Origin of the sequence: Microbacterium proteolyticum (genome assembly GCF_014192415.1) — a bacterium.
Taxonomy (GTDB): Bacteria; Actinomycetota; Actinomycetes; order Actinomycetales; family Microbacteriaceae; genus Microbacterium; species Microbacterium proteolyticum.
Genome location: NZ_JACHXY010000001.1, coordinates 94091 through 107315, shown reverse-complemented (window position 1 = coordinate 107315; position 13225 = coordinate 94091). Strand labels below are relative to the sequence as shown.

The 13225-nt window shown below is 70.7% G+C and carries 14 protein-coding genes; 9 read left to right on the top strand and 5 right to left on the bottom strand.

Annotated features, from left to right (window positions below):
• Positions 1–4 precede the first annotated feature (4 nt).
• From FHS07_RS00535 to FHS07_RS00525, 3 genes are all read left to right on the top strand, one after another.
• Positions 5–463, top strand: coding sequence for a prepilin peptidase (locus FHS07_RS00535; protein WP_183417981.1), 459 nt, complete (start codon positions 5–7; stop codon positions 461–463).
• 123 nt (positions 464–586) lie between these two features.
• The gene (locus FHS07_RS00530; protein WP_183417980.1) at positions 587–1660 is read left to right on the top strand and encodes a YihY/virulence factor BrkB family protein; all 1074 of its coding nucleotides are present in this window, start codon (positions 587–589) and stop codon (positions 1658–1660) included.
• A gap of 47 nt (positions 1661–1707) precedes the next feature.
• Positions 1708–2454 (top strand): NAD(P)H-hydrate epimerase, encoded by a 747-nt coding sequence (locus FHS07_RS00525; RefSeq protein WP_246383060.1) that lies wholly within the window; start codon positions 1708–1710, stop codon positions 2452–2454.
• A gap of 92 nt (positions 2455–2546) precedes the next feature.
• Here the strand turns inward: FHS07_RS00525 and FHS07_RS00520 are convergent, their stop codons facing one another.
• Positions 2547–3299 (bottom strand): glutamine amidotransferase, encoded by a 753-nt coding sequence (locus tag FHS07_RS00520; RefSeq protein WP_183419347.1) that lies wholly within the window; start codon positions 3297–3299, stop codon positions 2547–2549.
• A 71-nt stretch (positions 3300–3370) separates the two neighbouring features.
• On the opposite strand from FHS07_RS00520, the gene FHS07_RS00515 reads away from it, so the two are divergent.
• Both FHS07_RS00515 and FHS07_RS00510 read left to right on the top strand, forming a co-directional pair.
• On the top strand, positions 3371–3598 hold the full coding sequence (locus tag FHS07_RS00515) for a response regulator (RefSeq protein ID WP_183417979.1): 228 nt from the start codon (positions 3371–3373) through the stop codon (positions 3596–3598).
• A complete protein-coding gene (locus FHS07_RS00510; RefSeq protein WP_183417978.1) occupies positions 3595–4239 on the top strand; it encodes a CYTH domain-containing protein in 645 nt (214 codons plus the stop codon). The genes FHS07_RS00515 and FHS07_RS00510 overlap by 4 nt, the downstream gene beginning before the upstream one ends.
• A 100-nt stretch (positions 4240–4339) precedes the next feature.
• Here the strand turns inward: FHS07_RS00510 and lpdA are convergent, their stop codons facing one another.
• Positions 4340–5737, bottom strand: a complete 1398-nt coding sequence (gene lpdA / locus FHS07_RS00505) for a dihydrolipoyl dehydrogenase (protein WP_183417977.1) — start codon at positions 5735–5737, stop codon at positions 4340–4342.
• Positions 5738–5746: 9 nt separating this feature from the next.
• On the bottom strand, positions 5747–6388 hold the full coding sequence (locus FHS07_RS00500; protein ID WP_183417976.1) for a copper resistance CopC family protein: 642 nt from the start codon (positions 6386–6388) through the stop codon (positions 5747–5749).
• A gap of 267 nt (positions 6389–6655) precedes the next feature.
• Between FHS07_RS00500 and FHS07_RS00495 the strand changes: the two genes are divergently transcribed.
• The 3 genes from FHS07_RS00495 to FHS07_RS00485 all read left to right on the top strand — a co-directional run bounded on the left by FHS07_RS00495 (position 6656) and on the right by FHS07_RS00485 (position 8469).
• Positions 6656–7141 (top strand): FHA domain-containing protein, encoded by a 486-nt coding sequence (locus tag FHS07_RS00495; protein WP_183417975.1) that lies wholly within the window; start codon positions 6656–6658, stop codon positions 7139–7141.
• On the top strand, positions 7141–7827 hold the full coding sequence (ftsR, locus tag FHS07_RS00490; protein WP_183417974.1) for a transcriptional regulator FtsR: 687 nt from the start codon (positions 7141–7143) through the stop codon (positions 7825–7827). Before FHS07_RS00495 ends, ftsR begins: the two co-directional genes overlap by 1 nt.
• Positions 7828–7923: 96 nt before the next feature.
• A complete protein-coding gene (locus tag FHS07_RS00485) occupies positions 7924–8469 on the top strand; it encodes a MerR family transcriptional regulator (RefSeq protein WP_183417973.1) in 546 nt (181 codons plus the stop codon).
• Between the two features lie 4 nt (positions 8470–8473).
• On the opposite strand, the gene FHS07_RS00480 is transcribed toward FHS07_RS00485, so the two are convergent.
• Positions 8474–8806 carry a hypothetical protein gene (locus FHS07_RS00480; protein ID WP_183417972.1) on the bottom strand — a complete coding sequence of 111 codons (333 nt, stop codon included), beginning with the start codon at positions 8804–8806 and terminating at the stop codon, positions 8474–8476.
• Positions 8807–8908: 102 nt separating this feature from the next.
• Entirely contained in the window at positions 8909–9721 is an 813-nt protein-coding gene (locus tag FHS07_RS00475) for a ParA family protein (RefSeq protein ID WP_055957537.1), read from the bottom strand.
• A gap of 68 nt (positions 9722–9789) precedes the next feature.
• On the opposite strand from FHS07_RS00475, the gene FHS07_RS00470 reads away from it, so the two are divergent.
• Complete coding sequence (locus FHS07_RS00470; protein ID WP_183417971.1) at positions 9790–13197, top strand: pyruvate carboxylase; 3408 nt, start codon at positions 9790–9792, stop codon at positions 13195–13197.
• Positions 13198–13225 lie beyond the last annotated feature (28 nt).

The following is a 13225-nucleotide window of genomic DNA, read 5'->3' as shown; positions in this document are numbered from 1 at the left end:
CCGGATGCCAGGGGCCGTCGCACCGGCGCTGACGGTGTTCGCCGTGCTCGGTGTCGTGCTCGCGGTGATCGACGCCCGCACCCACCGCCTGCCCGACGCCGTCCTCGTGCCCGGTGCCGGAGTGGTGCTGGTGCTGCTGGGCGGAGCCGCCGTGGCGGTCGGTGAGCCGCTGCGTGCGATCGGGGTCGTGGGGGGAGCGGCGGGGGCGTTCTTCGCCTGCCTCGGCGTGCACCTCGCCCGGCCCGCATCGTTCGGCGGCGGTGACGTCAAGCTCGCGGGTCTCTGCGGGGCGGTACTGGGGTGGATCGGCCCCGACGCGGTGGCATCCGGGATCGCCCTGGGCTTCGTCGCCGGAGGGGTCGCCGCGTCCGCAGCCCTGCTCGCCGGCATGCGCGGTGCATCGATCGCCTTCGGACCGTACCTGCTGGTGGGCACGTGGGGGCGCCTGCTCGCGGGCCCGTGATCGGGTGCGGCACGGGCGAGAAGCGGGGGTCGGGTTCGCCCGACGGCCTGATCGACGCTGTCCCGCCCGCGCGCCGCGGTCAACCCTGCGGGACCGACCCCGACGCGTCGATACGCTGAGCCCATGCTGGACCTCATTCGTCGCGTCACCGCGTGGGCGCTGTCGCTCCGCCTCGTGCGCGCCTTCCTCGTCTACTCGGGAGCGCGCGGTCCGAGCCTGGCCGACGGCGTCACCTATCGCACGCTGTTCAGCCTGTTCGCCGCCGTGCTCATCGGTTTCTCGTTCGCGTCCCTCTGGCTGGCCGGCAACCCCGAGGGGCTCAGCGCTCTCGTGCGTTCGGTGAACAGCGTCGTTCCGGGGCTCGTCGGCGAGAACGGACTGATCAAGGTCGAGGACATCGAGGCGCCCGCCGGGCTGACGATCGCCGGCATCCTCGGCTCGCTGGGTCTGGTCGGCGCCGCCATCGGCGCGATCGGGTCGCTGCGCGCCGCCCTGCGGCAGATCGCCGGCGTCACCACCGACGACACCCTCATCGTGTGGGTGCTGCTGCGCAACCTCGCGCTCGCGATCGGCATCGGACTCGCCCTCGTGGCCGGTGCGGCGGTCACGTTCCTCGCCACGGCGGGCCTCACCTTCGTGCGTGAACTGCTCGGCGTCTCCGCCGACTCCTGGGTCACCGCCGTGCTCACCTGGCTGCTGTCGACGCTGGTGGTGCTCGCCCTGGACTCCGCCGCCATCGCCGCCGCCTTCGCACTGCTGTCGGGCGTTCACGCCCGGCGGAGCACCCTCATCCGCGGCGCACTCATCGGCGGCGTCGGCCTCGTGGTCCTGCAGCAGCTGTCGGGATTGTTCGTCGGGGGCGCGAGCAGCAACCCTCTCCTGGCCACGTTCGCCTCGCTCATCGCCCTTCTGCTGTGGCTGAACCTCTCGAGCCAGGTCATCCTCATCGCCGGCGCGTACATCACGGTCGCCACCGAGGAAGACCACGATCGCGTGCGGGCGAAGTACGGTGCCGCGACGATGATCCAGTTCCGCGTCCGGCGGGCCGAGAAGGCGATGAGCGCCGCCCTCGGCGAGCTGAACGCCGCACGCGAAGCCGAGGCGAAGGAGCGCGAGACCCTCGCGAAGACCGACCCCGCGGCCGCGGCACGAGAGACCGACGCCGAACGCGGCGCCCGGGCGAAGAGCGATGTCTGACACACCCACCGGCTCCGGCGATGGTGCGGACCCCGGATCGACGCCGCATGTCTGAGACCCCGGCCGACGGCGAGGAGCGCGCGGCGATGCCTCCCGCACCGCGCACCGCGGCGTACACCGCGGACGCCGTCCGTGCCGCCGAGGCTCCCCTCATCGCCGAGGGCCGACCCCTCATGAGGTGGGCGGCCGAGGCCCTGGCCGAGATCGTCGCCGTCGAGCTGCGCGGAGCCCCCGGTGCCGTGCTCGTGCTCGCCGGCGCGGGTGACAACGGGGGCGACGCCCTCTACGCGGCCGCCGACCTCGCGGGCCGGGCGAATCGGGTCGACGTGGTGCTCGTGCGCGACCGCGTGCACCGCGGTGCGCTGGATGCCGCGACCGCCGCCGGCGCGAACGTGGTCTCCGTCAGCGACGTGTGCGCCCGGCTGAGCGCGTACTCGCTCGTGCTCGACGGCATCCTGGGGATCGGGCGCCTCCGCGACCGACGCCTCCGCGGCTCCGCCCGCGCGCTCGTCGAAGCCCTCCTCGCCCTCGACGAGCGTCCGCGCGTCGTCGCCGTCGATCTGCCGAGTGGACTCGACCCCGACGAGGGGATGGCGGAGGGTGCCGTGCTCCCCGCCGATGTCACGGTCACGTTCGGCGCCGTCAAGGCCGGGCTCGTGCGCGGCCGCGGTCCCGAGCTCTCCGGTCGCGTGCACCTCGTCGACCTCGGGCTCGAGCCCGCCCTGCGCCGCGCCCACCCCGCGGTGACCGCGCCGACCGCGGTCGTGCGGGTCCCGGCGCGTCACCGGCACTGAACGCGCTCGTCCCTCAGCGCCGAGGTGCACGACCGCGCCCGTCCTCGCGGGCGGGCGAGGGCTACCGCGCTCGTCTCCGGGATGGGGGCGGTCTACCGCGCGTAGCGCTCGACGAACGTGCGCAGCATGCGCGACGGCGCCGTCACGGGGGCGCGGCGCACGGCCGCGAGGGTGCTCTGCAGCTCCTCGGCCGCGAAGTAGCCGTAGCCCGCATAGGCGTGGATGCGCGTGACGATGCCGTCGATGTCGAGCTCGGGATGGAACTGCGTCGCGTAGACGTTCCGACCCACTCGGAACATCTGCACCGGGCACGTCGGGGAGGATGCCAGCAGCACCGCAGCCTGGGGCAGTGCCGTGATGGCCTCCTTGTGTCCGACGAAGGCCGAGAACCGATCGGGCAGCCCCGCCGCCAACGGATCGCTGCGACCGTCGTCGGTGAGGGTCACCTCGACCACGCTGATGGGCTCGGCGAACGTGCCGTCGATCGTGGCATCCAGGTGCGTGCCGAGGGTGCCGACGCCGTAGCAGGCCCCCAGGAACGGCACGTCGCGAGCGACCACCTCGTCGAGTAGCGCGGCCATCTCCGCTTCGACCCGCTGCTGGACCGACGACTTCTTCTCGAGGGGGTCGGAGGCGTTGAAGGGGCTTCCCCCGACCATGATGCCGGCGACATCGTCGAGATCGAGAGCGGGCATCGGGTCGCGCTCCAGGCGGATGCGGTGCAGGCGCTCGGGCGGCAGCCCGGTGTAGCGGAGGAAGAGCGCATACTCTTCGTCGGCGGGGAGATCCTCCGCCCGGGTGGCGAGCAGGACGAACGGGCGATCACCGGGCAGGTCCGTCCACATCACCCGAGCGATTCTAGGCGAGCACTGTCAAGGCGCCGGGCGGTGTCGGGGTCGCGGTCTACGCTTTGAGCATGGCTATTGCACGACTGACCGGAGGCCCGCTCGACGGGCAGGTCCTCCCGCTCGAGAACGACTCCGACGACACGCTGATCATGCCCTACAGCGAGGGGCAGCTGGTCTACCGCCGCCAGGGCGCGCCGACGAACACCGGCGAGTCCGACGGACCCACCGAGGCGGTCTTCGCGTTCTCGCAAGAGACCGAGGACATCAACCCCGACGCCGACGGACGCGACGATTGAGCGGAGCCGCTCACGGCGCGTCGAGCGTCGAGGTCGAAGCCAAGTACGACGTCGACGACTCGACGCCCCTCCCGGACTGGTCGGCGCTGCCGGGTATCGCGCGGGTCGGTGACGCCGAGCCCCGCGAGCTCGACGCGCGCTACGTCGACACCGCGGACGCCGAGCTCGCCCACGCCGGTGTGGCGGTCCGCCGTCGGCGCGGTGGTCCCGACGAGGGATGGCACGTGAAGGGCCCGGCGCAGGGCGCGGGGCGCAGCGAACGGCAGTGGCCGCTCGGCGACATCGCCGATGACGCGGCGGATCCTGTGGTGCCTCCGGCGGTGCAGGATGCCGTCGCCTCGATCGCCGCGCCCCCCTTCACCCCGCTGGCGCGTGTGCGCAACAGCCGCACGGCGTACGCCCTTCTCGACGCCGATGGCGAGGTGGTCGCGGAGTTCGTCGACGACCGCGTCCGGGCGCGCGACGAGCGGCGCGGCATCGAGTCCGCATGGCGCGAGTGGGAGGTCGAGCTCGGTCCCGCGGCCCCCGACGACGAGCACGGACGTGCGGCGTTCTTCACCGCGGTCGACGCGGCGGTGTTCGCCGCGGGCGGCCGGCACGCGGCATCCGGATCCAAACTCGCCCGCGCTCTGGGTCGCTGAGTTCGACCCGCATCCGCGTGCGGACGACCGTCCGGGTGTCCCGGAGGCGAACGCGAAAGGCCCGCCCGGCGAACCGGGCGGGCCTTCGACGTCGTGTGGGTCAGAGGTTGATCATGTGACCCGTGAGGCCGTGGAACGCCTCCTGCAGGCCCTCCGACAGCGTCGGGTGCGTGTGCACGTTGCGTGCGGCCTCGAGCGCGGTCAGATCCCACTTCTGGGCCAGGGTGAGCTCGGGAAGGAGCTCGGACACGTCGGGGCCGATGAGGTGGCCGCCGATGAGCTCGAGCGTCTCGGCGTCGGCGACGAGCTTGACGAAGCCGACCGGCTCGCCGAGTCCGTTCGCCTTGCCGTTGGCCGAGAAGGGGAACTTCGAGACCTTGATGTCGTGCCCGGCGTCGCGTGCCTGCTGCTCGGTGAGACCGAACGAGGCGACCTGCGGGTTGCAGAACGTCGCGCGAGGCATGTTGCGGTAGTCGCCCAGCGTCTGCGTCTCGGCCTTGCCGATCGTCTCGGCGGCGACCACACCCTGCGCCTCGGCGACGTGGGCCAGCTGCAGCTTGGCGGTGACGTCACCGATCGAGTAGATGTGCGGCACGTTCGTGCGCATGTGGTCGTCGATGTCGATGGCGCCGCGTTCGGTGAGCTTCACACCGGTGTTCTCGAGACCGAACCCGTCGACCTTCGGGGCGAAACCGATCGACATCAGTACGCGGTCGGCATCGATCGAGCCCTGCGCGCCGTCCTTGCCGGTGTAGGCGACGGTGACCTTGTCGCCGTGGTCGGTGACCGACTCGACCTTGGTGGAGGTGAGGATGTCGACGCCGTAGCCCTTGTACTGCTTCTGGATCTCTTTGGAGACCTCGGCGTCTTCGTTGGGGAGGGCGCGGTCGAGGAACTCGATGATCGTGACCTTCACGCCGTAGTTCGTCATCACGTACGCGAATTCCATGCCGATGGCGCCGGCGCCGACGATGACGATCGACTCGGGCAGTTCGCGGGTGAGGATCTGCTCCTCGTAGGTGACGACGTTCTCACTCAGGGTGACCCCGGGCAGCAGTCGCACGGTCGAGCCCGTGGCGATGATGACGTTGTCGAAGGTGACCTGCTCCTTCGAGCCATCGGTCTTGGTCACATCGATCGTGTGGTCGTCGGCGAAGTAGCCACGGCCCTCGTACTCGGTGACCTTGTTCTTCTTCATCAGGTAGTGGATGCCCTTGACGTGGCCGGCGGCGACGCTGCGCGAGCGGTCGAACGCCTTGCCGAAGTCGAAGTGCACGTCGCCCGAGATGCCGAACAGGTCGGCCTTCGCGTGGAACGTGTGCGCGAGGTCGGCGTTGCGCAGGAGCGCCTTCGAGGGGATGCAGCCCACGTTGAGGCACACACCACCCCAGTACTTCTCTTCGACGATCGCGACCGACAGTCCGAGCTGTGCGCCGCGGACGGCGGCGACGTACCCGCCGGGACCCGCACCAAGAATGACCAGATCGTAATGAGGCATGGCTCCAGCCTATCGCCCGGCGGTGCCGCCTCCGGCGGTCTTCCGCGGTCCCCGCGACGCGAAGACGTACACCAGCACACCCGCCACGATCACCAGCGCCACGGCGATGAGGATCCACGGCAGCGGAGACGCCGGAGCCGCTGACTCGACGGGTGCGGCGGTGGGTTCGGCCGAGGCGGCGGGCGATGCCGCCTCGCTCGCCGATGCGGTGGGGGAGGCGGTCGGCGACGCTGACGGTGTGGGCGTGGGGGAGGCGGTCGGAACCGAGAACGCGAACTCGCCGTCGATGGGGTGGCCGTCGCTCGACACCACGCGCCAGCGCACCGTGACGGCACCGGATGCCGGGCCCGCCAGCGCCTGCGTCACCTCGGTGCCCGCGGCCTCGGGAGTGCCGTCGGTCAGCGAGGCGCCCGACGCGTCGGTCACCTCGATCACCGTCGCGCCCGCGTCGGGGAGCACATCGGCGCTGAAGGACAGCGTGATCTGCGCCGGCAGTGCCTCGAGCACCGCGTCGGCGGTCGGGTCGGTCGCGATCAGTTCGTCGTGCGCAGCAGCGGGAAGGGCCGGAACGAGGAGAGCGGCGGCGGCCAGGAACGCGGTGGCCAGGACGACGGGAAGGGTGCGCCGACGCGGCGCCTGGGGGGACCTCATGCTCCGACCCTAGTTACGGCATCCGAGGAAGGGGCTGGGAGCCGTGTCGCTGTTCGGGAGGTCGGAGCCCGACGCGTACCGGCGCCCGGACTCGACAGGGGCGTGCTCGGGTCGATAGGTTCGAGTGTCTCGTCGACCGCTTCGCGCCCCGAACCGCGGTGCCGGTATCGACGGGAAGAGACACATCACGCATCACCATGGCCCGCTCGAGGCCGGTCGCCCTTCCGGTGCGAATCGGTCGGTTATGGTGAATGAGAAGGAGTAGCCGTGGACGAGACCAGCCGATTCGAGCGAGACGACATCCGGCGTGCAGGCGAAGCTGCCGCCGCCGGTTCGCACGACACGACCCAGACCCACGACGCCGACCTGTCGTTCGTCCCCTTCGGTGCCGACCTCACCGAGGCGGAGGTCGAGGCGATCGGCGCCCTTCCGTCGGGTGCCGCCCTGCTCATCGTGCGGTCCGGGCCGACCACCGGCGCCCGCTACCTGCTCGACACCGACATCACGACCGTCGGTCGCCACCCCGAGGCAGACCTGTTCTTCGACGACGTCACCGTCTCGCGTCGGCACGCCGAGATCACGCGCACGGGAACGGCTTTCGAGATCGTCGACCAGCGCTCGCTCAACGGCAGCTACGTCAACGGCGAGCGTGTCGACCGTGCCGCGCTCGTCAACGGCAGCGAGGTGCGCATCGGCAAGTTCCGCCTGAACTTCTTCGGTTCGCCTGTCGATCTGCCCGCGGCAGAGCACTGATGGCGGCAGCCCCGTCCCGTAGTCGTCAGACGGCTGCGGGGCTGCTGAGTATCGGGCAGGTGCTCGCTCGCCTGACGCCCGATTTCCCCGCGCTCACCTCCAGCAAGCTGCGCTTCCTCGAGGTGCAGGGCATCGTTTCGCCCACGCGGACCGAGTCGGGGTACCGCAAGTTCTCGCCCGCCGACCTCGAACGTCTGCGTCTGGCTCTGACGCTGCAACGCGATCACTACCTGCCGCTCGTCGTCATCCGGGACTACCTCGCCGACCTCGACGCCGGCCGTAATCCCGCGCCGCCCACGTCGATCCCGTCGATGACGAGCGCCCCGCGCCGGTACCGCCGCGAGGAGTTGCTCGCCGCCGCCGGCGCAGGACCCCAGCTCCTCAACGACGCCGTGAGCACGGGCGTCATCGTCGGCGCCGAGAGCTACCCCGAGCAGACGGTGGCGTTGCTGCGGGCGCTCGTCGCCCTCGACCGGCACGGCATCGAACCGCGTCACGTGCGTGCGCTGCGCCAGAGCGCCGAGCGCGAGGTGTCGTTGGTCGAGTCGGCGCTGTCTGCTCTTCTCCGCCGCCCCGACGCGCCGTCGCGAGCGCGCGCGAGCGAGCTCGCCCCCGAGTTGGCGGCGCGCCTCGACGAGGTGCGCACCATGTTCGTCCGCGACGCCCTGGACCGGATGCTCTCCTGAGCGCGACACGCCGCGCCCCTCGGAGCGGATGTCATTGCCGGGGAACGTTCGCTGATCTAGCGTGGAAGCAACGAACCGATGAGGAGGGACGCGAGCATGAACGCTGGCGACGCACTCGGTGAACCTCGGTTCGCCGCTGACCTCCTCTTCACCGACGGTCTGCCCGAGATGGACGACGACACCGGTTATCGCGGGGCCGTCGCCGCGCGTGCAGCCGGCATCACCTACCGCCAGCTCGACTACTGGGCGCGCACCGAACTGGTCGTCCCGACGGTTCGCGGCGCGAGCGGATCGGGCTCGCAGCGCCTCTACGGCTTCCGCGACATCCTCGTGCTGAAACTCGTCAAGCGTCTACTCGACACCGGCATCTCGCTGCAGCAGATCCGCACTGCGGTCGAGCAGTTGCGCGTGGCCGGGATCCGCGATCTGGCGGGCACGACCCTCATGAGCGATGGTGCGTCGGTGTATCTCTGCACCTCGAACGACGAGGTCATCGACCTTGTCAGCCGTGGCCAGGGCGTGTTCGGCATCGCTGTCGGCAAGGTCCTGCGCGAGGTGGAGTCCACCCTCGTCGACTTCGAGACCGCTCAGCCCGACGCGGTCGACGAGCTCGCCGCGCGCCGCGCCGCCCGCACCGCCTGACGCGTCACCGCCCCGTCTTCGAACCTCGGATGCCTCGGCATCCGGGGTTCTTCGTCGCTCTGGGGCGTTTCAGCCGCCCCGCGAGAACGCGATCGGGGCCTGCGGCGAGAAGCGCGATCTGCAGGGTCGGGTCCCGAGAAACGCGATCGGCGGGCGGAAACGCCTCGACGATGCGTTTCTTCCAGTGGATGCCGTTTCTCGCCGGGCGATCCGGCGAGAAACGCGATCGGCGGGCGGAAACGCCGTGACGATGCGTTTCCTCCGGCGGATGCCGTTTCTCGATCATCGGCAGGCGTAGCGCCGTGCGTGCCGCGCTGAACGCGATCGGCGGGGCCATCCGGCGAGAAACGCAATCGGCGGGCGGAAACGCCTCGACGGCGCGTTTCTACCCGCGGATGCCGTTTCTCGCGCCCGGGCACCCCCGGCCGGGGGAGCGGGCTCAGGCCTGGGGAGCCTCGTTGGCGACGGGGATGCGGCCGGTGCGGACGATCCGATCGAGGAGAGCGTCGAAGTCGGCGGCGAGCTCTTGCGCGGAATCGCCGGGCCATACGTGCAGCGGCTTGGCGGCACCCTGCGCCTGCTGGAGCGATGTGCGCTCGGGCAACTGCGGGTTGAGCACGAGGGGGCCGAACATGTCGCGCAGTTCTTTGATGCGGAACTGGTGCTCGATCGACTGCGGGCGCACGCGGTTGACCACCACGCCGAGCGGCTGCAGGCGCGGCGAGAGGCCTCGACGGATCTCTTCGATGGCCCGAAGGGCGCGGTCGGCGGCGGCGACGGAGAACAATCCCGGCTCGGTGACGACCACGACGCGGTCGCTGGCCGCCCACGCGGTGCGCGTGAGGGCGTTGAGCGAGGGGGCGCAGTCGATGAGCACGAGGTCGTACTCGCTCTCGATGGTGGCCAGGGCCTCCTCGAGCTTCCAGACGTCGCGGACGCTCGGGTGCGGACCGTCGAAGTTGATGGCGGACGGGCTGCCGATCAGCACGTCGATGGTGCCGGGATGCACCTTGGCCCACCCGCTCGAGGTGATCGCCTGACGCACGACCTTCTCTTTCGGGTTCGCCAGGACATCGGCGATGTTGAGACGGCCGGCCACCGAGATGTCCATGCCGGTCGACACGTCGGATTGCGGGTCGAGGTCGACGACGAGAGTGCGAACGCCACGTGCGAAGGCTGCGGAAGCCAGCCCGAGTGTCACGGTCGTCTTGCCGACCCCGCCTTTGAGAGAGCTGACGGAGAGTACGTGCACAAGAGTCCACGTTACCTTCCCCTAGGCTGTGAGCACATTCAGCCCCGCCAGATCGACCTGAGGTGCGCATGTTTTCGAAGATCCTGGTCGCCAACCGCGGCGAGATCGCCATCCGAGCGTTCCGCGCAGCCTACGAGGTGGGAGCCCGCACCGTTGCGGTCTACCCCTACGAGGACCGCGCGTCGCTTCACCGGCTCAAAGCCGACGAGGCCTACCAGATCGGCGAGCGCGGTCATCCTGTGCGCGCCTACCTCGACGTCGACGAGATCATCCGCGTCGCGCGCGAGTGCGGGGCGGATGCCATCTACCCGGGGTACGGCTTCCTGTCCGAGAACCCGGAGCTCGCCGAGAAGGCCACGGCTCACGGCATCACCTTCATCGGCCCGCCCGCCGAGGTGCTGTCGATGGCGGGCAACAAGGTCACCGCCAAGGAGCACGCGATCGCCGCCGGCGTCCCGGTGCTGCGCTCCACGCCGGCGTCCGACGACATCGACGCTCTGCTGGCGCAGGCGGACGAGATCGGTTTCCCGATCTTCGCCAAGGCCGTCGCGGGTGGTGGCGGGCGCGGTATGCGTCGCGTCGAGAGCATGGGCGAGCTGGCCCCGGCGCTGGCCGAGGCGATGCGCGAGGCGCAGAGCGCCTTCGGCGATCCCCGGATGTTCCTCGAGCAGGCCGTGCAGCGCCCGCGTCACGTCGAGGTGCAGATCCTCGCGGATGCCACGGGTGAGACGGTGCACCTCTTCGAGCGCGACTGCTCGGTGCAGCGCCGCCACCAGAAGGTCATCGAGATCGCTCCGGCCCCCAATCTCGACGACGCGGTGCGTCAGGACCTGCACCGCTACGCCGTCGCCTTCGCCCGCTCGATCGGATACCAGAACGCGGGCACGGTGGAGTTCCTTCTCGAGACAGCGGGTCCCCGTACGGGCGAAGTCGTCTTCATCGAGATGAACCCGCGCATCCAGGTCGAGCACACCGTGACCGAGGAGGTCACCGACGTCGACCTCGTGCAGTCGCAGATGCGGATCGCCGCGGGACAGACCCTCGCCGACCTGCATCTCCTGCAGGACGACATCCATCTGCGGGGCGCCGCCCTGCAGTGCCGCATCACGACCGAGGACCCCACGCAGGGCTTCCGCCCCGACACCGGCAAGATCACGACCTACCGCTCGCCCGGCGGCGCCGGCATCCGCCTCGACGGCGGTACCACCGCTGCCGGATCCCAGGTCAGCCCGCACTTCGACTCGATGCTGTCGAAGCTGTCGTGCCGTGGCCGCGACTTCCCCGCCGCGGTGGCGCGCGCCCGTCGCGCCCTGGCCGAGTTCCGCATCCGCGGGGTGTCGACCAACATCCCGTTCCTGCAGGCCGTGCTCGACGACCCGGCCTTCGTCGCGGGCGATCTCAGCACCTCGTTCATCGACGAGCGTCCCGAACTGCTGCGCGGACGCGAATCCAAGGACCGCGGCACCAAGGTCCTCTCGTGGCTCGTCGACACCACGGTCAACCGCCCCAACGGCGAGAACCCCCTCTCGATCGACCCCGGCGCCAAGCTCCCGCGTCTCGACCTGGCAGCGCCCGCCCCGGCGGGATCCCGCCAGCGCCTGCAAGAGCTCGGCCCTGCAGGATTCGCCCGGGCGCTGCGCGAGCAGACCGCCCTCGCCGTCACCGAGACCACGTTCCGCGACGCGCACCAGTCGCTGCTCGCCACCCGCGTGCGCACGCGCGACCTGGTCCGTGTCGCCCCGCACGTCGCCCGCCTGACCCCGGGTCTGCTCTCGGTCGAGGCGTGGGGTGGAGCGACGTACGACGTCGCGCTGCGCTTCCTCGGCGAAGACCCATGGGAGCGTCTCGACGCGCTCCGCGACGCGCTACCCAACATCGCGATTCAGATGCTGCTGCGCGGACGCAACACGGTCGGCTACACGCCGTACCCCACCGAGGTCACCGACGCGTTCGTCGCGGAAGCCGCGGCATCCGGTGTCGACATCTTCCGGATCTTCGACGCGCTCAACGACGTGTCGCAGATGCGGCCGGCGATCGACGCCGTGCTCGCCACCGGCACCGCTGTCGCCGAGGTCGCGGTCTGCTACACCGGCGACCTGCTCGACCCGGCCGAGAGCCTGTACACCCTCGACTACTACCTGCGTCTCGCCGAGCAGATCGTCGACGCGGGCGCGCACATCCTGGCCATCAAGGACATGGCGGGTCTGTTGCGTCCCACCGCCGCGGCGAAGCTCGTCTGGGCGCTGCGCGAGAGGTTCGACCTGCCCGTCCACGTGCACACGCACGACACCGCCGGCGGACAGCTCGCCACCCTGCTGGCCGCGTCCACGGCGGGGGCGGATGCCGTCGACGTCGCCGCCGCGCCCATGGCGGGCACCACCAGCCAGCCGTCGTTGTCGGCGCTCGTCGCCGCCCTTGCGCACACCGAGCGCGACACGGGCCTCGACCTCGGGGCCGTCAGCGACCTCGAGCCGTACTGGGAGGCGGTGCGTCATCTGTACCGCCCCTTCGAGTCGGGCCTCGCCGGTCCGACGGGCCGCGTGTACCGCCACGAGATCCCGGGCGGGCAGCTGTCGAACCTCCGCCAGCAGGCCATCGCCCTGGGTCTCGCCGACGACTTCGAACTCATCGAGGACATGTACGCCGCCGCCGACCGCATCCTCGGACGCGTGCCCAAGGTGACCCCGTCCTCCAAGGTCGTGGGCGACCTCGCCCTCCACCTCGCAGCGGTCAAGGCCGATCCGGCCGACTTCGAGCAGAATCCCGAGAAGTACGACGTTCCCGACTCGGTCGTGTCGTTCATGGCGGGCGAGCTCGGCGACCTGCCGGGCGGCTGGCCCGAACCGTTCCGCTCCAAGGTGCTCGCGGGCCGGGACGCCAAGATCGGCGTCACCCCGCTCACCGACGATGACACCGCCGCCCTCGCGGGGGAGCCGGGAGAGCGGCGTGCCCGCCTGAATCGCCTGCTGTTCCCCGGCCCGACCCGGACGTTCGAAGAGATGCGGGCGAACTACGGCGACCTCAGCGTGCTCGACACCGCCGATTACCTCTACGGGCTGCGTGCGGGCGGCGAGCACGTCGTCGAGATCGAGCGGGGCGTGCAGCTGTTCGTCGGGCTCGAAGCCGTCGGCGACGCCGATGACAAGGGCATGCGCACGGTCATGACGACCCTCAACGGTCAGCTGCGTCCGGTTTTCGTGCGCGACCGCTCGATCGACGTCGAGGCGCGCCAGGCCGAGAAGGCCGACACCTCCAAGCCCGGCCAGGTCGCCGCGCCCTTCTCCGGTGTCGTGACCATGAAGGCGAGCCCCGGAGACCGGGTGTCGGCGGGGCAGGCTGTCGCGTCCATCGAGGCGATGAAGATGGAGGCGGCCATCACCTCGCCCGTCGACGGAGTCGTCGAGCGTGTCGCGATCGGTACCACACAACAGGTCGAAGCAGGAGACCTTTTGCTGGTGATCCGCCCGTCGCAGTAGCCTGGGAGGGGGCGCTTTCGCGCCCTCT

What these genes read in the sequence shown, in the direction of transcription:
- FHS07_RS00535 (WP_183417981.1), top strand. Translation starts at nt 5, where the DNA reads ATGCCAGGGGCCGTCGCACCGGCGCTGACGGTGTTCGCCGTGCTCGGT.
- FHS07_RS00530 (WP_183417980.1), top strand. Translation starts at nt 587, where the DNA reads ATGCTGGACCTCATTCGTCGCGTCACCGCGTGGGCGCTGTCGCTCCGC.
- FHS07_RS00525 (WP_246383060.1), top strand. Translation starts at nt 1,708, where the DNA reads ATGTCTGAGACCCCGGCCGACGGCGAGGAGCGCGCGGCGATGCCTCCC.
- FHS07_RS00520 (WP_183419347.1), bottom strand. Translation starts at nt 3,299, where the DNA reads ATGTGGACGGACCTGCCCGGTGATCGCCCGTTCGTCCTGCTCGCCACC.
- FHS07_RS00515 (WP_183417979.1), top strand. Translation starts at nt 3,371, where the DNA reads ATGGCTATTGCACGACTGACCGGAGGCCCGCTCGACGGGCAGGTCCTC.
- lpdA (WP_183417977.1), bottom strand. Translation starts at nt 5,737, where the DNA reads ATGCCTCATTACGATCTGGTCATTCTTGGTGCGGGTCCCGGCGGGTAC.
- FHS07_RS00500 (WP_183417976.1), bottom strand. Translation starts at nt 6,388, where the DNA reads ATGAGGTCCCCCCAGGCGCCGCGTCGGCGCACCCTTCCCGTCGTCCTG.
- ftsR (WP_183417974.1), top strand. Translation starts at nt 7,141, where the DNA reads ATGGCGGCAGCCCCGTCCCGTAGTCGTCAGACGGCTGCGGGGCTGCTG.
- FHS07_RS00485 (WP_183417973.1), top strand. Translation starts at nt 7,924, where the DNA reads ATGAACGCTGGCGACGCACTCGGTGAACCTCGGTTCGCCGCTGACCTC.
- FHS07_RS00480 (WP_183417972.1), bottom strand. Translation starts at nt 8,806, where the DNA reads ATGGCCCCGCCGATCGCGTTCAGCGCGGCACGCACGGCGCTACGCCTG.
- FHS07_RS00470 (WP_183417971.1), top strand. Translation starts at nt 9,790, where the DNA reads ATGTTTTCGAAGATCCTGGTCGCCAACCGCGGCGAGATCGCCATCCGA.